This window comes from Acinetobacter sp. SA01 (assembly GCF_011319235.1).
GTDB lineage: Bacteria > Pseudomonadota > Gammaproteobacteria > Pseudomonadales > Moraxellaceae > Acinetobacter.
Genome location: NZ_WXXM01000001.1, coordinates 219,777 through 240,971 on the forward strand (window position 1 = coordinate 219,777; position 21,195 = coordinate 240,971).

Annotated in this window: 25 protein-coding genes and 1 pseudogene; 8 read left to right on the top strand and 18 right to left on the bottom strand. The window is 39.3% G+C overall.

Annotated elements, in window-relative coordinates:
• Positions 1 to 21: 21 nt before the first annotated feature.
• Positions 22 to 267 carry a hypothetical protein gene (locus GTU69_RS01150; protein WP_166167064.1) on the bottom strand — a complete coding sequence of 82 codons (246 nt, stop codon included), beginning with the start codon at positions 265 to 267 and terminating at the stop codon, positions 22 to 24.
• Between the two features lie 292 nt (positions 268 to 559).
• On the opposite strand from GTU69_RS01150, the gene GTU69_RS01155 reads away from it, so the two are divergent.
• The 5 genes and pseudogenes from GTU69_RS01155 to GTU69_RS01175 form a co-directional block, all read left to right on the top strand.
• Entirely contained in the window at positions 560 to 1,045 is a 486-nt protein-coding gene (locus GTU69_RS01155; protein WP_166167067.1) for a hypothetical protein, read from the top strand.
• Positions 1,046 to 1,155: 110 nt separating this feature from the next.
• Positions 1,156 to 2,250, top strand: coding sequence for a hypothetical protein (locus GTU69_RS01160; RefSeq protein ID WP_166167070.1), 1,095 nt, complete (start codon positions 1,156 to 1,158; stop codon positions 2,248 to 2,250).
• A gap of 10 nt (positions 2,251 to 2,260) precedes the next feature.
• Positions 2,261 to 2,725, top strand: coding sequence for a hypothetical protein (locus GTU69_RS01165; RefSeq protein ID WP_166167072.1), 465 nt, complete (start codon positions 2,261 to 2,263; stop codon positions 2,723 to 2,725).
• The gene (locus GTU69_RS01170; RefSeq protein WP_166167074.1) at positions 2,718 to 3,338 is read left to right on the top strand and encodes a hypothetical protein; all 621 of its coding nucleotides are present in this window, start codon (positions 2,718 to 2,720) and stop codon (positions 3,336 to 3,338) included. The genes GTU69_RS01165 and GTU69_RS01170 overlap by 8 nt, the downstream gene beginning before the upstream one ends.
• 47 nt (positions 3,339 to 3,385) lie before the next feature.
• Positions 3,386 to 3,460, top strand: a pseudogene (locus GTU69_RS01175) (exodeoxyribonuclease VII); the annotation flags it as partial.
• A 64-nt stretch (positions 3,461 to 3,524) separates the two neighbouring features.
• Here the strand turns inward: GTU69_RS01175 and GTU69_RS01180 are convergent.
• The gene (locus GTU69_RS01180; RefSeq protein WP_166167076.1) at positions 3,525 to 3,722 is read right to left on the bottom strand and encodes a hypothetical protein; all 198 of its coding nucleotides are present in this window, start codon (positions 3,720 to 3,722) and stop codon (positions 3,525 to 3,527) included.
• A 222-nt stretch (positions 3,723 to 3,944) separates the two neighbouring features.
• On the opposite strand from GTU69_RS01180, the gene GTU69_RS01185 reads away from it, so the two are divergent.
• Positions 3,945 to 4,172 (top strand): hypothetical protein, encoded by a 228-nt coding sequence (locus GTU69_RS01185; RefSeq protein WP_166167078.1) that lies wholly within the window; start codon positions 3,945 to 3,947, stop codon positions 4,170 to 4,172.
• An 87-nt stretch (positions 4,173 to 4,259) separates the two neighbouring features.
• On the opposite strand, the gene GTU69_RS01190 is transcribed toward GTU69_RS01185, so the two are convergent.
• The 9 genes from GTU69_RS01190 to GTU69_RS01225 all read right to left on the bottom strand — a co-directional run bounded on the left by GTU69_RS01190 (position 4,260) and on the right by GTU69_RS01225 (position 10,280).
• Positions 4,260 to 4,634 (bottom strand): hypothetical protein, encoded by a 375-nt coding sequence (locus tag GTU69_RS01190; RefSeq protein ID WP_166167080.1) that lies wholly within the window; start codon positions 4,632 to 4,634, stop codon positions 4,260 to 4,262.
• A complete protein-coding gene (locus GTU69_RS01195) occupies positions 4,631 to 6,001 on the bottom strand; it encodes a replicative DNA helicase (RefSeq protein ID WP_166167082.1) in 1,371 nt (456 codons plus the stop codon). The genes GTU69_RS01190 and GTU69_RS01195 overlap by 4 nt, the downstream gene beginning before the upstream one ends.
• Positions 5,994 to 6,821: a helix-turn-helix domain-containing protein gene (locus GTU69_RS01200; RefSeq protein ID WP_166167084.1), complete on the bottom strand. Its 828-nt coding sequence runs from the start codon at positions 6,819 to 6,821 to the stop codon at positions 5,994 to 5,996. The genes GTU69_RS01195 and GTU69_RS01200 overlap by 8 nt, the downstream gene beginning before the upstream one ends.
• The gene (locus GTU69_RS01205; protein ID WP_166167086.1) at positions 6,811 to 6,978 is read right to left on the bottom strand and encodes a hypothetical protein; all 168 of its coding nucleotides are present in this window, start codon (positions 6,976 to 6,978) and stop codon (positions 6,811 to 6,813) included. The genes GTU69_RS01200 and GTU69_RS01205 overlap by 11 nt, the downstream gene beginning before the upstream one ends.
• Positions 6,971 to 7,534: a hypothetical protein gene (locus GTU69_RS01210; RefSeq protein ID WP_166167088.1), complete on the bottom strand. Its 564-nt coding sequence runs from the start codon at positions 7,532 to 7,534 to the stop codon at positions 6,971 to 6,973. Before GTU69_RS01210 ends, GTU69_RS01205 begins: the two co-directional genes overlap by 8 nt.
• Complete coding sequence (locus GTU69_RS17070) at positions 7,531 to 7,836, bottom strand: hypothetical protein (protein WP_240921567.1); 306 nt, start codon at positions 7,834 to 7,836, stop codon at positions 7,531 to 7,533. The genes GTU69_RS01210 and GTU69_RS17070 overlap by 4 nt, the downstream gene beginning before the upstream one ends.
• The gene (locus GTU69_RS01215) at positions 7,833 to 8,387 is read right to left on the bottom strand and encodes a Rha family transcriptional regulator (RefSeq protein WP_166167090.1); all 555 of its coding nucleotides are present in this window, start codon (positions 8,385 to 8,387) and stop codon (positions 7,833 to 7,835) included. Before GTU69_RS01215 ends, GTU69_RS17070 begins: the two co-directional genes overlap by 4 nt.
• Positions 8,384 to 8,671, bottom strand: coding sequence for an AlpA family phage regulatory protein (locus GTU69_RS01220; RefSeq protein WP_166167093.1), 288 nt, complete (start codon positions 8,669 to 8,671; stop codon positions 8,384 to 8,386). Before GTU69_RS01220 ends, GTU69_RS01215 begins: the two co-directional genes overlap by 4 nt.
• Positions 8,672 to 8,798: 127 nt before the next feature.
• Complete coding sequence (locus GTU69_RS01225) at positions 8,799 to 10,280, bottom strand: hypothetical protein (protein WP_240921568.1); 1,482 nt, start codon at positions 10,278 to 10,280, stop codon at positions 8,799 to 8,801.
• A gap of 216 nt (positions 10,281 to 10,496) precedes the next feature.
• Between GTU69_RS01225 and GTU69_RS01230 the strand changes: the two genes are divergently transcribed.
• Positions 10,497 to 11,644 (top strand): IS3 family transposase gene (locus GTU69_RS01230; RefSeq protein WP_166167096.1). Its coding sequence is split into 2 segments (ribosomal slippage): positions 10,497 to 10,743 and positions 10,743 to 11,644, totalling 1,149 coding nucleotides; the frame shifts between segments, so codons are not numbered across the junction.
• A gap of 29 nt (positions 11,645 to 11,673) precedes the next feature.
• Here GTU69_RS01230 and GTU69_RS01235 read toward each other — a convergent pair.
• The 3 genes from GTU69_RS01235 to cgtA all read right to left on the bottom strand — a co-directional run bounded on the left by GTU69_RS01235 (position 11,674) and on the right by cgtA (position 15,444).
• Positions 11,674 to 12,864, bottom strand: a complete 1,191-nt coding sequence (locus GTU69_RS01235; protein ID WP_166167099.1) for a site-specific integrase — start codon at positions 12,862 to 12,864, stop codon at positions 11,674 to 11,676.
• A gap of 202 nt (positions 12,865 to 13,066) precedes the next feature.
• Complete coding sequence (gene proB, locus GTU69_RS01240; RefSeq protein ID WP_166167102.1) at positions 13,067 to 14,200, bottom strand: glutamate 5-kinase; 1,134 nt, start codon at positions 14,198 to 14,200, stop codon at positions 13,067 to 13,069.
• Positions 14,201 to 14,229: 29 nt separating this feature from the next.
• On the bottom strand, positions 14,230 to 15,444 hold the full coding sequence (cgtA, locus tag GTU69_RS01245) for an Obg family GTPase CgtA (protein ID WP_166167105.1): 1,215 nt from the start codon (positions 15,442 to 15,444) through the stop codon (positions 14,230 to 14,232).
• Positions 15,445 to 15,713: 269 nt separating this feature from the next.
• Here cgtA and GTU69_RS01250 point away from each other — a divergent pair, with 269 nt between their 5' ends.
• Positions 15,714 to 16,907, top strand: coding sequence for an MFS transporter (locus GTU69_RS01250; protein ID WP_166167108.1), 1,194 nt, complete (start codon positions 15,714 to 15,716; stop codon positions 16,905 to 16,907).
• A 207-nt stretch (positions 16,908 to 17,114) separates the two neighbouring features.
• Here the strand turns inward: GTU69_RS01250 and GTU69_RS01255 are convergent, their stop codons facing one another.
• The 4 genes from GTU69_RS01255 to GTU69_RS01270 all read right to left on the bottom strand — a co-directional run bounded on the left by GTU69_RS01255 (position 17,115) and on the right by GTU69_RS01270 (position 21,088).
• Complete coding sequence (locus tag GTU69_RS01255; RefSeq protein WP_166167111.1) at positions 17,115 to 17,489, bottom strand: helix-turn-helix domain-containing protein; 375 nt, start codon at positions 17,487 to 17,489, stop codon at positions 17,115 to 17,117.
• 208 nt (positions 17,490 to 17,697) lie between these two features.
• Positions 17,698 to 19,155 carry a glyceraldehyde-3-phosphate dehydrogenase gene (locus GTU69_RS01260; protein WP_166167114.1) on the bottom strand — a complete coding sequence of 486 codons (1,458 nt, stop codon included), beginning with the start codon at positions 19,153 to 19,155 and terminating at the stop codon, positions 17,698 to 17,700.
• A gap of 268 nt (positions 19,156 to 19,423) precedes the next feature.
• Positions 19,424 to 20,353 carry an EamA family transporter RarD gene (rarD, locus tag GTU69_RS01265; RefSeq protein ID WP_166167117.1) on the bottom strand — a complete coding sequence of 310 codons (930 nt, stop codon included), beginning with the start codon at positions 20,351 to 20,353 and terminating at the stop codon, positions 19,424 to 19,426.
• Positions 20,354 to 20,500: 147 nt separating this feature from the next.
• On the bottom strand, positions 20,501 to 21,088 hold the full coding sequence (locus GTU69_RS01270) for a lipocalin family protein (protein WP_166167120.1): 588 nt from the start codon (positions 21,086 to 21,088) through the stop codon (positions 20,501 to 20,503).
• Positions 21,089 to 21,195: the final 107 nt, after the last annotated feature.

Consider the following 21,195-nt stretch of genomic DNA (forward strand, 5'->3'; position numbering starts at 1 on the left):
TATCAACAAAAAAGCCAACTATTATGGGCTTTCATTATCCAGGACAACTTCATTCACATAGCCACTCAGCCAGTACCGGTTTGGTCCATCTTTGAATGGTTTTTTTATCACACCATCATTAATGCGAGTCCATAGAGTTCGTTCCGAAATATTCATTCGAATAGCAAACTCTTTTGGCCCAATCCGGTATTGCTCTCTTTTGATCAAAGCCTTCTCCAAGCCTTCAACCTTTGAAAGGATGGCTTGTAATAATTCGGTATCGCTCATGTCACTCTCCTTATGCCTCTGGCTTAATGCGTGGATTAGCTTTGTCCTTCTCCGATTCAGCAAAAAACTCTGCAGTACTTCTTCCATGTTAGTCGTGACAATATCGAACCAAATATTCATACATGCCTAGACGATCAAGCAAATTATCCAAATGAATTGCTTTACAGCATTTAGCATCTTAAAACTTTAAAATTAAATTAATTTATCAACTAATATAGCTAAATATGGTTATTGGAAAAACATCCAATAAAAGTTATAAAGCATTACTAAGAAAGAAAATATTGGGGGATATATGTCTTATATAATCAAATTGATATCAGAAAACTGCTACATCATTCCTGATGATGACGGTTGGCTTACCACTACAGAGTCACAGCAAGAAGCGATTGATATAGGACTTTTTGATGATATGGAATCCGCAGATGAAACAGCACAAAGTTTCAGTGGCGGGATGACCAGAGGCATTGATTACATAATCCAGCCAATTTCTAAAGACCCCTACCATGTTGTGGAAATTATTATTCCTGAAGAAATTGCCCCTAAACTAAAAGATATCAATAGCTTCATTAAGAATGGTAAGGCGCATATATTCCTTACTAATGTGACGACTGCAAATGATGCTATGGATGGCTTTACTCGCTACGGCGTTTCTACTGGAACCAATGCTGTTCTTTATAAAGCTGATCAATATGAAGCACGCAAAGAAGAAATTTCAGCATACCTTGATCAGCGATTTGGGAGTCAGTGGGAAATTAAACTGGTACCAGTTCGTGTTTAATAAAAGAGTTAAACCAAATAGTAATAGCTTCAAGCAAATAATTTTAGCCTAAATATTTAATTTAGCTACGATCCTGACACAGACACAACCTACTGTAAGTTGTTGTTTTTATGAAAAAATATTTAAAATTTAGTGATGATTTAGAGGGTAAAATGGCACAAACTTTTGAAGAAAAACAGGCATTCATTCAAAGTGGAGTAAAATTCTATAAAAATAGAGGTTATACACTTCGCGGTAGTATTAATTCTATCTTTAAATCGAATGGATTGTTAAATACGAAAAGTTCTTGGGAAGACACTTACAAACTCATTTCTGAATTTCAAGATAGTGAGATTAATAATGAAATTTTAGACAAGATAATTGAAGCCTTTCATAATGATCTTTTCTCTACCATTCTATTTAGAGATAAATATTTATCTATATATGAAAACCCCAAGAACTATGATGACATAATTGCTAAACTCGATGAGATTTCTATAGACTTTGATGGTGATTTCTCATCAATTCTTGATAACTCTTTAGATTTCGAATATATAAAAACTATTCATAATCACCAAATTTTTTATACCTTTAAATCAATTAGATCACTTTCAACTAAAGTTGATTTAGGTGTTTTTGCATTAAAACAGGATTTTGTAGATGAAGAGTATGAAAGAGTTTTTGCATATAAAACTGTAGATTTACCATGCTTTAACTCAATAATTTTTGATACTCAGAAAAAAAATCTCATCCTTTCTGTTGATTTAGCTAATCAGTTTCAGGATGAAAATTTAAGAGCTGAAATTGCACGATTAGTTAACTTAATTAGACAAACTACTGGTTTAGGTCATACTATTGAAGATACAGGTATCAATCTCTTTCCATGTGTAGCAAAACTTTACCATGAGCAACCTGGCGTGATAAAGGAATTAGCATTTAAAACTGATGACGGCGTAGCTCACCGAGAGATTGCACGTGGTGGTATAGATGATGTTCGTGAAGGCGATTATCATGTTGGTGGTACTGCTTCAACTAGCATTCAACCATATGATATTAAAAAAATTTATGGTGGTAAAAAGTTCAACGATAAAAAGGATTTGTTGTTAAAAGGGAGCTGGTATATATTAAACTTACCTACCCCTATACTTACAAATGTTACCATAACAGTGAATTCTGCACAGGATATGAATGATATGGTTAATAAACTAATAGCTTTTTCTCAATAAGTAAAAGCTTATGAATAAAAAGAATGTTATCAATGAAAAATATCTTTCACGTTTACGTGAAAGATGTTTTTTCGAAAAAGAAGATCAACTTTCATTACTCACATATGAAAGCTCAACTAAAATTTTTCTTTTTTTAGTCGAAACTCCTAAGCCATCGAAATTGAAACATCTTAATTTTTCACGTTTAAAAGAAATAGCTGCTTATCCGACAGATTTACCACCTAATTATTTTAAATTAGTTTTAGCAATACTAACTGATGAAAGAGTTAATATTTTAGAAGAGATTTTTGAAGCACATAATGTAGAGTCTGACGAAAGTTTGATTTTAAGTTTTGATGAAATTACTGACTTTATTATTGAAAATAAATTCATTAATCCTTTTACAGAAGAAGAAATCAGCGAGTTAGAATTTTCTAAAATGATAACAACTTTTTTTTCAATTTCAGAAGAACTTTTAGGAGACCTAAATGTCTAATGATATTGAAAAATTTGATATTTCCAATCATTTTGAAAAAAGTATTCTGTTAAGAAAAAGAGCTAGGGTTAAACGTGATTATGAAGCTTATATTAATCAATTCTATATAGATTTTGAATATCAAATCAGTGAACTTGAATTACAGTGTAATCAATTACATGATAAGGGTGAGGATCTGATTACAGCCTTTATTGTTACTGGTTTAAGAAGTAGTGGCTATCCTGTCACTCATGATGGAAATAGCAATGGCCATGTAGATATCAATTTAAATGATCCTCCTTTCACATGGTTTGGGGAATGTAAACTCCAAAAAGGTAATGAAAATACGCTTGGAGGTTTCCAACAATTAACTACTCGTTATAGTAGAGGAAATGATTTTGGATACCATGGAGGCGTTATTATCTATCATCAGAATACTACTAAAAAAGCTTTGACATCACTTACAGAATGGAAAAGCTTCTTAACTGCTGATCCTGAACAGATTGGTATTCAATGTAATGATATACCTCATCGAAAATTATATTTTGATAGTTCACATGAACATGAAGATTCTGGATATCCATATCTTATAAGACATTTTTGGATCAAGTTGACATATACGCCAAAGCAATAGTTATAGTTTTTTGATTACAGATTCACTATCTCTTAATATCGTTGAAGATGTCTGCTTACAAAGCCTGCAAATCACGTGTAGACGCCGTGCAACAGGCTTTGAATGAGACTTTTAAAGAATAAAAGCAATATGTTCTTTCTTCAGCAATTCTTAAAACTCTTGGTTTCGAAATGCATACTATTCCAACTATATTTTTACATAACGCCAAGTTTTCAACCCTAGAGCCTTAGCAGCATCTTTAGCCGTTGCCTTGTCACCTAGTAATGGCACTTGTCTTAAGTCCAAGACCTCAAGTAACTCAAACTCTCCGGCTTTAAGATTTTGATCAAATTTATATTTGTACCAACGTACTTTATCTTCAGTTGTAGCTAGGACATAAGACATTTCATCATCACCTTATTATTTTGCATTCTTAGACTCATCTTTAGTTAATACATTAGAGTTCAATTTTGCCAGATTTATATTTTTATAACAGAATATTATATAGATACCTGTACCCAACACTGATTTTTATGAACAAGCTATTAGAAATTCTAAAAATTAAATGTATGTGTGAAATAAAATATCTTTTAAAAGCAACCAAAACCAATATGTAGGATCAAAACTATGCGAGTAAAAGACCTAATTGATAACCTATCAAAATTAGATCCAATGTTAGATGTGTATGTAGTTCATGATGACATTGATAATGGACCCAAAGTTTTTTATATAGATGGAGTAGATACCCATCATGTTGAAACCAGCAGATCAGATGATGGAATACCTCTGATTAAGTTTGTAACGCCGTCAGAAGGTCGTAAAATGGCTTTCATCGATGTGATTGATCAATTCTAATACCAGAGCAAAGAAAGAAGGATAAACAAAGCCCTCATTCGAGGGCTATCTCTAATATCTACAAGGCTGAACTATGGATAACGTCATTCAAAGAAGATTTAACTGTCCAATTTCATATTTATAAGTCTGCCACTCACCTTCACGGGGTTCACGGCTAATACCGGTTTCTGCACGCCACAGCTCAATTAAGGCTTCTCCATTCTCATAATTCGGAACACCACCACGTGCCCATTCGCTTACCGTAGAAGCACCAGAAACAGGTAATACAAAGGCTATTTTTTCATGTGTCCAACCTAACCGTACCAGATCTAGGATCATTCGGTTGAAGTCTGGGCGTTTATAGCCGCGGCGTTTAACGATAAACTCCTTTACCTTCTTTTGGGTTCTTAAATTCTTGAACCTATTGGTTAGCGATTTGCTTGATGCTGTAGAATCTATACGGTCAACCTGGCTAAACATCATATTGCATTCCCTTGAATTTGATTAAGTGCATCGTGGTCTAAGTTGGTAAATTGACAATACTTGAGCTGAGCATGCATGTATGCGATACCAGATTCGCCATGCCGGTTCTTACCTACGATGGCTTCAGCAATGCCTCGGTATTGGGATTCTTTGTTATAAACTTCGTCCCGGTACAAAAAAATAATTTGGTCGGCATCCTGTTCGATTGCACCGGATTCACGTAGATCCGACATCACTGGTCTTTTGTTTGGTCGTTTCTCAAGTTCACGATTGAGCTGAGATAAAAGAACAATGACGCACTCAAACTCTTTAGCCATCGCTTTGAGTTCACCAGTAAAATAAGCAATCTTTAAATCTTCCCGGGCGAATTGTTTTGTGGTCTTCATAATCTGAAGGTAGTCAACAAGAACAACACCAACAGATCCATATTGGTGTTTTACCTTACGGATAGACTCCCTGATATTCGCAATAGAGGGGCGGGAGGTGTCATTGATGTGCATCGGCACACTTTTAAGCATCACGACGGCGTTTGTATATGCCGTAAATTCGTCCTTAGGAAGCAGGTGTGGAGAATTACGTACCACTCCAATATCTGCCGGTGCAATCGCGCAACAGAGGCGCATGGCGATCTGTTCTTTCGGCATTTCTCCCGACATGATAAGGGCCGGTTTTTTTTGAATGACTGCCACATTATTTGCAATAAGCTGCAGCATCGTGGTTTTACCCATCGCTGGGCGTGCGGCCACCACCATAAGGCAACCAGGTTCGACATCACCTAGTTTTTTATCCAGGTCATAAATACCGGTCTGGATTCCTTTAATCATCGAATTACCAGCAAGTGCAGCTTCAATCTTGCGATGCATCTCAAGAAATGTATTAGATGCAGCATCATGGATATGAAATAGGGATTCACTCCCTGATTCCGTATTTAGATCGGCAAAAGCAGATTGAGCATTTTGTACAAGCTCACCACGACTGATAGTTAAATGCCGGGCCTGTTGAATTACTTTAAGTGCTTCAGCTTCAACTTGGCGGCACGTAGTAAGATCTTTCAATTTCTCGGCATAAGAAACCAGGTTATAAAAACTCGACGGTGCATCACCTAGGATTTGCATAATGTATTGCTCACCGCCAGCAGCTTCTGAGCCCCCGTGCTTTTCCAACCATTCATTGACCAATACGGCGTCATAAGGTGAATTCTTGGAATCCAGATCCACTATCGCTTGGAAAATAAGTTTATGACGTGTAGCGTGAAAATCATTTTCAGTTAGCAGGCTTTCAACTTGAGAATAAGATTCAGCGACAGTCATTAGTGCAGCAAGTACGGCTTGTTCAATCTGTAGGTTGTGAATAGGCTGATTACTCATTGCACACTCCCAGTAAGCTCTTCGGTTTGCTGTCCGTTAAATTAATAACAGGTGTATTGGCGATATTTATTTGTGTTCCAGGCTGGTTCACATAATTAGGATTCAATTTCTTATAACGCTCAAATTTATCGATGATCCAGCGGGCAAAAGAATAAAGCTTCCTGGCATTAGGTATCACTTGTCCTGCATAGTGAGCATTGAATGCACCCAACTGAAATTCAAAATCAGGCAATCCAAAAATGAGGTCCAAATTTTGTTGCTGACCGGCAGAATTTAAGACGGCGATCAATTGCTTTTGGTCTGGAATCCAATCGTGCTCGCTAGAGATATTCATTGATAGATTCAATGGTTGATTCTGCATCCCAAAATTGGGATCGTTCAAAATCCCGTTATTGGGATGATTCAGAGTACCGTTTTCGGGATTATTTCCAGTATTGGAATCATTCCGTTTTTGGGTTTGTTTAATGTTCCCATTTTTGGGTGTATTTGCTCTGGATTTAGCATACTTTTTTGAACCTGAATCATCCCAATTATGGATATATTCTTCACGTCCTTTAACGCCGTTGAGTTTAAGTACACGAACTCTATTTGTTGGTCCTGTACGGTCACCGGTATCACTGATTAGACCAAGTTTTATCAGCTCTAATATAACCTTCTGTACTGTCTTTTTGTCCAGGACGGTATCAGCAGCCAAACGATCGATGCTAGGCCAGGCTGTATGTTCCTCACCGGCCCGGTCTGCTAGTGAAATCAGAACCAGGCGTTGAGTAGAAGTTTTAACTGAAGCGGTCCAAGCCCAGCGCGTTGCATCAATGCTCACTGTGCCCTCCTTGCCGGCTATTTTTGATCACGGCGTTAAAGAGGCGATCTGGTGTTATGCGGACTGACTCAGCATAGGCAGATGATGATGGTGGAAGCTTAGGCTCAGGACTAGGCTGTATTTTATTTTTTTCAGCAGAAGCAGGAGACTTAGTCATTTTTATCTCCTCCTATTTTATTCCACTCCATTTCATACTTTTCGCGTTCAACATCAAATGCATTACTGTGATTTTCAGCAAAATATGCAGCAATATGAATAAGGTTCTCAAGAGTTATAAAGACGGCGCTATGAATGTTCTGCTTCACGGCTTCTTTAACTATCTCAGCTTCATCTTTAATTTGATAAAGCATAGTTTGAAGCCACGATGTATTTTCGAAAGCAAGCGAGTATGCATCGAGAAGATCACCGGCACTGCACTGGGCATTCAATTCTTTTTGATATCTCTTACGCTCAAGGTCGTAAGTATCTACTTGGCTGTCAGTAAGATGGTGAGATACTGCAATTAAATTTTCGAGTTCAGTAAAAATAGAGGAGTTTGCTTTGTTTTCTTCTGCGTATGCTTTAACGAATGCCGTATTTTTACTGATTTGATTAACTAGAGTTCGAAGCTGTTTTGCAGTTTCGAATGCAAGAGAATGGGCCTTTATTACATCTGCAGTGCTGTAGAAAGGAATTAATTGTTTTGGTAATTGAAAATTTACTTTAGCGTTCATGATGACGCTCCTTTTACAAGTTTAGGAGCTTCACAAGTCTCTGCTAAAAGATTGGTGTGAAGCTCAGAAGGGTTAGCAGACCGGTGTAAAAGGTACCCGGCACACCTAAAGGTGTCCCTCCCGAGCTCCACATAGCGATGCGGATGCATAGAGATTTTACGCATAAAAAAAGCCCGAAGCGGACTGTATGCGCCTTTTACATTGTAGCCTGCTAAAGCTAATTCAGTGATTTTGCACCGAACAAATCCAATATAGCCGAAGATTATTGATTTGAGAAGACTTAACCAGAAAATATTTTTCATTGGCCTTCCTCATCGAATAATAGAGGCTGTAGCTGGCGCTCAAGCTCAGCAACTTTTTCTGCAGCCAGTGGTTTAATTTTTCGGCCAAATAAAACAAGATTGCGACCAGCATCACTTGCAGCATCTGATGCACGTTCATATTGGAGTACAGCTTTATTAAATTCAGAAATAAGGGTTAGGTTCTGTGATTTGATGAAATCAGACATCTCATCAAAAGCTGCAATATAGCTTTCTTTAAAAAGAGCTGCCTGCTTACCAGTGAAGCCCATGACTAGAAAAACAAAACCATTTTTTGTCATCTCAATCATTGGTTGAGATTTACCTTGTTCGTTTAGATATGATGACTGCGCAAAATTGCGCTCTCTAAATTCATTGGAGCATTCAAGGTTTTTTGCTGCGCGAAGTACGTCGCGGTGATTTTTGCCAAAATGTTTTGCTACGTTTAGTGAGGTTGTCGTTGCTTCTGCTTGACTATCGCTATTGTGAAAGCGATTACTGATTTCAATTAATTGATTTTGAGCTTCTGGGGAAAAGTTGAGAGATTTGCTCATTGAGAAACCTCCATGCTTTGTTCTTCTATCCACGCCTGAACTTCTGACATGCGCCACACAGTCACATTGCTACTCATACGGATAGGCTTCGGAAACTTTCCTTGACGCACCCACTCCCAGATCGTTTTTTCGCTAACAGGAAGTAATCCAACGCGCCCAGGCTTAGCATTAACTTTGCGTTTCATGCCTGCATTTGCGCCTGTCTTTACTGTGTAGATTTTTGCGGGAGTAGATGGAGCACTGGCTATTTGTTTAACTCGTGCATAATGTTCTTTGAATAGCATACTTCACCTTTGCAAGTCATAGAGCGTTATTGCTCAGGTGAATAAAAACAAATAAAAATAAAGGTAGCCTAGCTACCTAAATGTAAAAAGTAGCTAACCTAACCTTAGCTACCTTATTAAATATCAATTACTTATTAAACTTATTTTTTCTATCAATGTGCCAACTTTCAAATGGTGAAGTAATCTCTCTTAATCTTTTTACCTCAACACTTTCTATCTTTTGGTACGGAGTATTCTTCTTAATCCAATAATTCACTCTATTACTATGCTTATCTTCAGTTTCTTTATTATCAATATAGAGAAACTTCCATGCATTAATAGCGAATACTAAATCAGGAGCATATCTTTCTTTTTTTGTTTCATCATAAATTAAACTTATTAAATCAGTCTGGTTTGCTTGTTGTGAAGATTTCAGCTCTTTAATTTGGTAATCTTTTTCTAGTAATTCTAACTTTAATCTTTCCACAACTATTGATAGTTCATCACATTTTTTTTGATAGTGCTCTATTGTTGCATGCCCAATGACCTGATTTCCAAATCTAGACTGATCTTGTAACAACAACACACTTTCTGATTGATTTACATCTGCTTCTTGATGTGAAATTTTTTCAGAATTTCCATCATCTTCATCAAATTGGTAAACCTCTTTATACAAATCAACATTCGTTAAACACCTAAACTCCAAGAAAAAATCAAACTTTTCCCAAGCGAATTTTTTTAACCTCCCATCGTCACTATTAAGCTTCAATTCTTCTCTAGCGATTTCCAGTAAGAGTAAATCCATTTTTGTTAATTGATTCTGTTGAAAATCCTTATATAAGGGTGTAGGTTTTCCATCAAAATAATCAAATTTATTAACTGGATTTGGTAAATCATTTTTATGTACGATCAAGAAGTTAGCAACTTCAGAATCTGATCCAAGATCAGTTCTCTCTTTTATCAATTCAAAAACACTAGATACCGAAATATAATCATCCATATCTTCCAGCATATCTTTCAAATTAACAGTTTTTTTTATATTCGAGTTTTCTTTTTCTTGTAGATTTTCAACGCCCAAATCTCCAGCATAATTTAAAACTTTAACTGAGCTTTTTGGTAACCGGCTATGCGTTAATAATAATTTTTCCACCTCAGATGCATGAAAAACAATTTCATGAGCTTTAAAAACATTCCCTTTGAAATCATTAATTTCATGTAACCATCTTTTCTCTTGTATCTCATCATCAATTCTTGAAGGGAATGCTTTAAGATATTCATCTTTTTGGAGCAAAGGAAAATCATTAGTTAATGAGATGTGCTCAACAATTTTCGTCACATTAAAAAAAACACCAGAAGTCTGAGTATCAGTATCAGCAATATAGTCTATAAAATTTGAAGCAGAGATATACCCTTTAAATGTTCTAGCCCAGCCTACAGTTTCAATATGTGCAACTGGATCACATTTATCAATACTATTTTTAAAACGCTCATCATGAATACAAACAATGTTACCTTCAAAATATATACAAGGATGTAATTCCCCTCGTCTACAATAATCTTTAATTGTATGAATACTTAATTTTTTTTCAGAAGCATCTATAAGTTCATTTAATGAAAATACTTTCTGCATTCTTGCCTCCCACAGCATCCCCAAAATAGCAAAGGCTAAGCCAGTCGGATTGGGTATCCGACTTTTCGAGAGCTACTCTAGGCTTAGTGGTTAAAATAATATCAGATGGTGGCGTAATTGCATGTAATAGATTGTTTCTGAAAGTCTTAACTTGAATAGCCACTAATTTTGTAGACACCTTTTAGTTAGATAAAATGGCTAATTAACGAGGTGCTTATGAGCAGTAAACGATATCCTGAAGAATTCAAAATTGAAGCAGTAAAGCAAGTTACCGAGAAAGGTTATAGTGTGGCCGAGGTTGCTGCGCGTTTAGGTACAACCACGCATAGTCTTTATGCCTGGATTAAACGCTATGATCCTCAACAACCCAAAGTTACTCAATCAGCAGATCCAACTGCAGAGCTAGCAAAGCTCAGAAAAGAACTGCAAAGAGTAACTGAAGAACGGGACATCTTAAAAAAGGCCGCGGTGTACTTCGCAAGCCAGTCCAAATGAGGTACGCCTTTATTCGGGACAACCAGCATATATGGCCGATCCGTCGTTTGTGTTCAACTCTAGATGTTCATCATAGTGGTTATTATGCATGGCTAAAGCAGCCTATCAGCAAGACAGCCCAGAAACGGCAACAACTTTCAGGACTGATTAAACAGTTTTGGTTAGAATCTGGTGGAATTTACGGCTATCGTAAGATTTACTGTGATCTAAAAGATGTTGGTGAGAATTGTGGGATTAATCGAGTGCATCGGTTGATGAAAGTTGATGGACTTAAATCACAGCGTGGCTATCGCAAACCTAGAACTCATGCAGGTACTCCGTCAGTTGTTGCTGCAAACACTTTAGACCGCCAATTTAATCCAGCGCAGCCGAACCAATTATGGGTGACTGATATTACCTATATTCGTACCCATGAAGGATGGCTGTATCTCGCAGTGGTAATCGACCTGTTCTCACGACTTGTAGTTGGCTGGTCTATGAAATCCAGAATTACGACAGATCTGGTTTTAGATGCGTTATTAATGGCTCTATGGCGGAGAAAACCACAGAATAAAGTTCTGATTCACTCTGACCAAGGCAGTCAATATACGAGCCATGAATGGCAAACATTCCTTAAGCAGCACAATCTGGAATGTAGTATGAGTCGCAGAGGAAATTGCCATGACAATGCTGTTGCAGAAAGCTTCTTCCAGCTATTAAAGCGGGAACGAATTAAGAAGAAAATCTATGCATCAAGAACTGAAGCCAGGTCAGATATCTTTGAATATATTGAGATGTTTTATAATTCAAAACGTAGACATGGTTCCAATGGTCAGCGTTCTCCATTAGATTATGAAAAAGCCCATCAAAAGATGGTTACGTGTGTCTAGAATTTTGGTGGCTATTCAACTTATCGCACCTATACAGACTTTTTAAATAAAATAATGTCGGGGTCATTCTCTTTGTGTAGATGATTGGCTAGTTCTTCAATGTCAGGGTTATAGTAGGTATTAATTAAAATACTTATTGTTTTATGTCCTGTAATTTTTGCCAGTACCTCTACTGGGAGCTTGGCATTCTTAACCATTCGTGAAATAGCTTCATGTCGGGTGTCGTGAAAAGTTAAATCATTAATTTTTAACTTACCTTTCACTACCTGGGTAAAGTATGCAGATAATCCCCCCCTACCTGTTTCACCATCAGCAACCTTATTTTTAAGCGTACAAACGTCTATTTCATCTATCCCTTTCATATAGCTTAGAAGCTCAATTGCTCGCTTAGATAATGGGACTTTTCTCGCAGTACCATTCTTTGTGATTTCAAGTTCAACATGCTTGTCGTAAACATCAGCCCACTTTAAGCCTGTTATCTCACTTGCTCTCATTGCTGTTTCAATAGCAAATAAAAATGCCCAGGCTGTTTGTTGTTTCTTAGTTATTGGCTGAGAATGACCATCATATTTGAATGCCTCTAAGATTCTATCTATTTCATCTTGAGAAATACGTCTATTTCTACTTACTGACTGTTTAGGCTTGGCCACATCATCTAACGGGGAGCTGGTCATAATTCTTAGTTCTTGTCGTGCGTACTTAAATACAGCACTTAATAAGCCTAAATCCCTTGCGACTGTTGCACTCTTTACCTTTTTTAAGCGCTCATCCCTAAATTGAATCATGTCTAATTGCCCCAGTTGGTTTACTGGCTTTTTCATCAACCGGGGAAATGCTTTTATATAACCATTCAAAATGACAATTTCCACACGTCCACCTCTTTTGTGTGGTGTGACCTTTTCAGCATAAAGCTGTATCAGATCAGCAAAACTCATCGCTGATAAATCTTTAAGTTTGTTTTGTCGCTTCTGCTCTGTCGGATGAATGCCCTCTGATATTTGTTTTTTTATCTCGTCACGTCTTAATCGTGCATCTTTAGCATTAAGTACCTTTGGATACTCGCCCAGTGTGATTGTGTTCTTTTTCCCATCAAGTGTATAAAGAACTTTCCAAGTTTTGCGACCTGTCGGAGATACGAATAAATACAGCATCTCACTATCATTGATTTTCTGTAATTTACTCGATGGCTTAATAGCATCAATCTGCAATTTAGATAACATGGCGACCTCACGACAATGCTTAATTTTTTCAGGCAATTAAGAAGATTCAAATTTTATGGCGATTAATTTTTTTAACCTCCTATTTAACCTCCTAATTTAACCTCCTGTTAGTCTATTGCATGTTATTGCACCACACAAGAAAAAGGCTCAATCCCTTTCAGAATCAAGCCTTAGCGTTATGTTACGTCATGGTAGGTAATTGTTAATATATTGCCATATGATTGCGGTGAATCATCTCAAGTGAACGCGCTTCACCTAAAACCTGATGCACTTTATCCGATGCCAGACCTTTGACAATTTCAGCTGAACGCGAACTGAAGTTGACGCGACCGACAGCAATACGATGCCCTTCTGTATCCACGCACTCCACCACATCACCACGTTCAAAGTGACCTTCAACCGCTTTTACCCCTACAGGTAACAAGCTGCGGTGATTGTCTTTAATCGCTTTTACTGCACCATCATCAAGAACCAGACGGCCAGCCGTTTGTAGATGTGCCGCCAACCATTGCTGATGTGCAGTAATGCGGTCATTATCCGTGATAAACAAAGTACCTAACAATTCACCCGACATTAAACGTGCCAGGACATTATCACTTTCACCACTGGCAATTAACGTTGGACAACCCGATTTTGCTGCCAGACGTGCAGCACGGACTTTGGTCAGCATACCGCCACGACCAAATTTACCGCCACCGCCTGCCATATCAAACAGGCTTTCATCCAAAGCACGCACGGTATGGAACAGTTTGGCATTCGGATTAGAACGCGGGTCTGAATCAAACATGCCTTGCTGATCGGTCAGGATAATCAGCAAATCTGCATGCACCTGACCTGCGACCATGGCTGCCAGTGTGTCGTTATCACCAAAACGGATTTCGTCGGTAGAAACCGTGTCATTTTCATTGATCACGGGAATCACACGCCAGTCAATCAGGTTCTGTAAGGCATCACATGAATTGAGATAGCGACGGCGGTCTGCCAGGTCATCGTGAGTCAATAAAACCTGCGCCGTTTGAATGGAATGATTTTCCAGAACACTCGACCAAGTTTGAATCAGCCCCATTTGACCAATGGCAGCACAAGCCTGAAGACTGGGTAGATCGGTGGGTCGATTCTCAAGTTTCATTCGCACCATACCTTCAGCCACAGCACCGGAAGACACCAGAATAATCTCATGTCCTGCATTGTGCAGATCTGCAATCTGTTTCGCCCAATGCGAAATTGCATCCAGATCTAACCCTGTTCCGTTTGCTGTGAGTAAAGATGATCCGATTTTAACAACGATTCGTTTACAAGCCTTGAGCTGACGTTGCCCATCTACCACTTCTATCATCTTGTCCTCAGTTACTCTTATTGCAGAGCTTAACGTACGTAGTACACTTCCATTTCACCATCATCACCGTCTTCATCATCATCGTCATCACCCAGAATACCGGCAAGACGCTGTTGACGACGCATCTCACGATACGCTTCTTTCGCTGCGATGGTTTGTTCACGTGTTTCAGCTTCAAGCTGGTCACGGAACGCTTTTAATTGTGCTGCGTATTCTGGATCTTCAGCTTCGAGTTCACGTTGTTTCTCGATTTCATCCATGAGGTAATACACAACTTCTTTAGTCCCTTCAGACATGAGGCCTGAAGTTTTGAATACCGGACCTGTCCATTGCATTTCCTCAAGAAGATGCTTACACCATTCTTCACGCGTATCTTCGTCAAGTTGGTCAACCTTGTTCAGCACCAGTACCACTGGCAATTTAGCAAGTGTTGGAGAGAATTTTTTCAACTCATTCAAAATTGCTTTGGCATTGTGTGCCGGATCTGAACCGTCAATAGGCTGTACATCGACAATGTGCAACAAAATACGGGTACGGGCCAGATGCTTAAGGAAACGAATACCCAGACCCGCACCTTCAGATGCACCTTCAATCAGTCCAGGAATATCGGCCATCACAAATGAACGGTGACGGTCGGCATCTACCACGCCCAGATTCGGCACCATGGTGGTAAATGGATAGTCTGCAACTTTTGGTTTTGCAGCAGAAACCGCACGAATAAAGGTCGATTTACCTGCGTTAGGCATCCCGAGCAAGCCAACATCCGCCAATACTTTAAGTTCTAGACGCACTTCACGGAATTCACCTTTGGCGCCGTGGGTACATTTACGCGGTGAACGGTTGGTAGAAGATTTGAAGTGAGTATTCCCCAAACCGCCTTCACCACCTGCTGCCACCATTACACGCTGACCATTAGTGACCAAGTCACCGATAATATCGCCAGACTCAGTATCTACAATAGTTGTTCCGACTGGAACCAATAATACGGTGTCTTCACCGCCACGGCCTGCACAGTTTGCACCGCGACCATTTTTTGCACGTTCTGCACGGAATTTGCGTGTATAACGATAATCTACAAGAGTGCTGGTATTATCGTCGGCTTGAATATAAATGCTGCCGCCACGACCACCATCACCACCATCTGGGCCACCAAATGGTACGAACTTTTCACGGCGAAAACTGGCTACGCCATTGCCACCGTCGCCAGCCTCTACGGTAATGACTGCTTCATCAACAAAGCGCATGCTGCCAATCCTCTAAAAACTTTAAAACCCCATATTCTGCCATATTTTAAAGAATTTCTCGAATATATTTATTCAGCACTCCATGAAGATGACTGAATTCAGTTTTATTTTATAAACATCAATCAAAAAGCTAATGTTGTCCGATCTTTTTGCCAAGCAATTATTTTCCAACCGTTGATATAAATTAATGATCACATGATTGATTTTACTTATTTCAGAATCTGAACAACTCTCCTTATAGTGCATGCAGCGTTGTTTGAGTCCTGATCATGTCTTTGCCAAAACCTGAAACTGTCAGCCCTTTGTCATCACAATTTGTATTGCTTATGGCAATTGCCTGCGGTTTATGTGCCGGTTCGGCTTATTTTAATCAGCCCCTGATCTATTCGATTGAAAAGAGTTTGAAAATTAGCACCAGTCAGGCCGGCTTAACCGTCGTGCTTGCCCAAATTGGTTATGTGCTTGGCTTAATGCTGTTGGTGCCTTTAGGCGACTTCCTGAATAAACGTAAACTTGTGGTCAGTTTGATGGTATTTGCTGCCATCTCGCAAATTCTGCTGTCATTGAGCACCACCCTTAGCACCTTATATCTTTTCACCCTGTGTGCCACCTTTGGGGCAATTTCCGCTCAGGTTCTGATTCCTTTTGCCTCAACCATTAGTCCACCAGAATCCAGTGCTGCAACGGTTGGAAAACTCATGAGCGGTTTGGTAATGGGGATTATCCTGTCACGGACTTTTGCCGGTTTTGTCTCAACATACTGGTCCTGGGAAGGGGTGTATTTATCCAGTGGCGTGATCACTCTGCTGTTTGCTGTTGTGATGTGGAAAAAATTACCAAATACTCAACCCCAAACCGGCTTAACCATCAGCAGTATTTACCGTTCACTGTTTACACTTGCCCGAAACAATCCACATTTAATCCGTCGTGCCTGTGCCGGTGCTTTGGGCTTTGGCATCTTGTCGATGGTCTTTACCTCGATGACCTTTGTCCTAGGCAATGCGCCTTACTACTTTAGTGATTTTGAAATTGGCCTGTTTGGCTTGCTCGGCGTTATCGGAATTTATTCATCGAGCTGGTCGGGCAAAACCGTGGGGCAAGGCAAGGAAAACCTGGTCGCAACACTGTGTATTTTCCTGATGCTGTTTTCATGCATTCCCCTGTTCTTTGCCCAGCAGAATATCTGGGTTTACGCGCTTGGGGTTTTGATGAGTTATTTTGGCCTCACCGCCTTTCATGTCCTAAACCAAAATCTGGTTTACCGGATTGACCTGAAAGCACGTTCACGGATTAATGCAGTCTATATGACCATCTATTTTTCGGGTGCAGCTTTGGGTTCGCTGGGTGCAGTATATGCATGGGAACACTTTGGGTGGATTAGCTGTGTTGCACTCGGTCTGGTCTTCTCGATTGGAATTTTACTGATTGACCGTTTTGATTTTAGCCAAATGAAAAAGGTTTAAACCCAGCACAAGGAATAGACCACAAGGTTTATTCCTTTAAAACTTTCTAAGACTTAATATCTAAAATGGATAAACATTTATCCTGTAAATCTTTTCCTGACAAGTCTTTGAATCGATAAATAAAAAGTTCCACAGACCATAACCAAAGTCCGATACCTTACCAGTAAAGTCACCAGCTGATGACTGCCCACAAAGACAATTTAATTCTTATTTAGCAATGCGGTCTTTATTTTCCAAAATCTCAGGCAAACTCCGCTCTACCCAGCCAATCAGATAATTCATTTTTTCTGCAGCTTGCGAGCCTAAAATGGTCAGCTGATATTCCACTTTGGGTGGCACCACCGGATAGACGGTACGTAAAATAAAACCATCCTGTTCCAGCATTTTTAGGGTTTGTGAGAGCATTTTTTCACTCACCCCTTCAATGCGCTGTTTCAGCTCACTAAAACGATGCACCCCCTCACTTAAACAGCGTAAAACCAATACCGACCATTTGTTCGCGAGATGTTCCAATATTTCCCGTGATGGACATTCATTCGATAACACCTGCCCCAACAAGGGACTGATCGCATATTTACTCATTCAAGCTCTCTCCATCTGTATATTTTTTATCTCTTACTTACTATTTTTAATGTACTTACCATTTGTAAGCTATCAGATTAGGATTTCGGCTACAAGTATCATTTTTTAATTAAGGTATTCAGTAAAAATTCTGCCTATTGCATGAGTTTAAAATGACGGGATAAAAAAAGAGCCTCTATAGAGACTCTTTTTTATCTACTTCTACAAATTATGCATTTGTTTCAGCAGGAATTTTTGGATAGCTTACGCCGCCCATCTGTTCTGCAATACGTAATACCTGGCAGCTATAACCCACTTCGTTATCGTACCAAACGTAGCAAGTTAGACGGTTACCTGAAGTGATTGTTGCTTGCGCATCAAATACACCTGCAGTACGTGAACCGATAAAGTCAGAAGATACCACTTCAGTTGAGTTGGTATAACCGATTTGACCTTGAAGGTTTGAGTTGATTGAGATTTGACGAATGTATTCGTTCACTTCTTCACGATCAACTTCTTTCTCAAGAGTCAAGTTAAGAATAGCCAATGAAACGTTTGGTGTTGGAACACGTACAGAGTTACCAGTCAACTTGCCTTTAAGCGCAGGTAGTGCTTTAGCAACCGCTTTAGCAGCACCAGTTTCAGTAATAACCATGTTCAAAGTAGCAGCACGGCCACGACGGTCAGCTTTATGATAGTTGTCAATCAAGTTCTGGTCGTTAGTGAACGAGTGAACTGTTTCAACGTGACCATTCAGCACTTTGTATTTATCTTCTAACACTTTAAGTGTTGGAGTGATGGCGTTAGTCGTACAGCTTGCTGCAGAGATGATAGTATCTTCATCAAGAATGTCGGCCTGGTTCACACCGTATACAACGTTCTTCATGTCACCTTTACCAGGTGCAGTCAAGATTACGCGTGCGGCGCCTGGGCATTGAAGGTGTTGAGCAAGACCTTCTGCATCACGCCATTTACCAGTGTTATCAATAACCAATGCATTGTTAATACCATAAGTAGTGTAATCCACTTCAGATGGGCTAGATGCATAGATCACTTTAATGAAGTTACCGTTTGCAATAATGGCTTCGTTTTCTTCATCAACTGAAATTGTGCCTTGGAACGGACCATGGATAGAGTCGCGACGCAGCAATGAAGCACGTTTTTCCAAATCACCATCAGATGATTTACGCACCACGATTGCTTTAAGATTTAAACCACGACCCAAACCTGATTGGCCAATGATTAAACGCGCAAGAATACGACCGATACGACCAAAACCGTAAAGAACAACATCTTTGCCTTCTACAACCTTCGCATTACCTGCCAAAGATTTCACTGCATCAGCAACAAAAGCGTCTACGTCACCGCCTTTTTCCTTGAATTCAACAGCAAGTTTACCTAGATCAATTTCTGCTGAACCAATATTTTCAACTTTAGCTAAAGCTTCTAAAATCGGGAAAGTGTTAACGACTGAAAGCTCAACATCCATAACACGTGTACGGCGATGCGCTTTTAAAATCTGGATTACTGAACGGTTAACTAAAGAACGACCGTATACAGAAGTCACGATATTTTTTTCACGATATAGTTGACCAATCAGGGCAATCATACGTTCCGCGATTTCTTCACGGTTTTTCCAGCGACCTTGGTGCTCTGCATGTAGGGCGATGATAGTGTCTTTGCTCACAGCTACGTCCTCTAATTAATTGTATATCTAGGCATAAATTTCAAACCCGACAATTGTAAAGGAATTATCAGCAACTTTGAATCAAAAGCTGAATGTTCAACGTGCTTTTTACGATATATTCACTATAAATTTATAAAATAGTTGTAATTATTTTCATGATTTCACTGTTAAAAGATCAGAAAGCTGTTTAAAAAGTAAAAGTATACTTTTTTGTTAAATGTTGCTTAATCAAACAACCTGAGTTTTCACCCAGCTTACCAAATAAAGTCTATTTTAAACGATCCTGATAGTTTTCCACATTTTGATTCAGCGCACGCTGTTTATGTTTTTGTTTGATGATATGAATTGTGCCTTCAATGACCAGCAATAAAACGGCAATCCAGATGGGAATATAAGTCAGCCATTCTCCTGTCTCAACCCGTTCCCCCAACACAATAGAAGCAAAGGCCAAAAGCACGGGCTCGAGATAACTCAGCAATCCAAAAATCACAAAGGGCAAATAACGGCTGGCCAGCATATAACTGCCCAGTCCCAACGCACTTAAAAAACCCAGGCCAATCACCGCGATAATTAAATGTGGAAAATGAGTCATTAAACTCAGACTATCGCTATGCATAAAGCCCAAGTAAAAAGCCATTGGCAAAATGAGACATAAATCCCACCAAAAACCGCCCAAATGATCCGTTTTAAAAACCCGGCGTAAAAAGAAATATAAGGGATAAGCCAAAGCAACATAAACCGTTTCCCAGGCGATACTGCCGATACGCCAGATTTCATGTCCTACTCCTAAAATGGCCAACATCACGGCAGCCAACTGCCATTTCGACAGTTTTTCCTTATAAAGCACACAACCCACCAGCACCATCACCAAAGGCAATAAGAAATAACCCAGTGAAACTTGCAGACCACGACCATTAATGGGACCCCAGAGAAACAGCCACAGTTGTGTGGTACAAAGCAGGGAGCTAAAAATCAGCCAGATCAGGAACACCGGCTGTTTAACCATACGCTTAAAAATCTGGGAAATATGCTGCAAATCACCAGACCACCACATAAACAGGGTTAGAAAAGGCAGCGTGGCCAGCATACGCCAGGCAAAAGTCTGTTCGCTGTCCAAAGGTTTTAAAAATTGCGTATAAAAATACAATACCCCAAAAGTAACAGATGCCAATACTGACAAAGCCAAGCCTTTATACATCTTTTACCTCAAGGAAATTATTCATTTCATGACTTTACGAAACCATCCCAAATACTGGATCATTCCACTTTAAAACCGGAGCTATCTTAACAAATAAAAAACCATGCCTAAGCATGGTTTTGAACTTTTATTAAAATATGAGGTCTGTTATTTCATCGTTTGCTTGGTATGAATCACATCACCCAAATCATAGCCCAACGACTTGGCATATTCTAAATATTCGTTAACGACTGCCTGATCAGGTTGTGGAGTACGGGACAATACCCACATGTATTTGCGACGTGGCTCCCCTACCAATACCGTCTGATAGTTTTCATCCAGCTTAAGTACCCAATAATCACCGCGACCGAAGGGTAACCAGCGAATCGCCTCAGGCAAGAAACTGACTTTTAATTTGCTATTGAAAGGTGCATTTTCAATAAATGCCTCTCCAATCGACTGGGTGAGTTTACCCTCTTTGGTATAGCAGCGGTTATCTACGACCACATTACCGTTCTCGTTCAGGGTATAGGTCGCGGTGACATCACGATCACACTTATTTTGAAAATACAGCGGCTTGCGAGCCACTTCATACCAGACACCCAGATATTTATCCAGCTCAACCTTTTCCACCGTTTGCAGTGGCTTGGTTTGCGCATATGCCATTGTCGCCATCCCCAAACCCAGCAATACGGCTCCACCGACAGCAATTTTAGCCAGTTTATAGCCCGCTTTTGGAAGATTATCACCTGTCATAAAAGTACCTTTCAGTCAAAATTTTAAATTTTTAAAGTGCTTACACATTTAAAAATAACGACTCTAACCCAACCATACTGTAGCGTTATGTAATGATTTTGCAATAA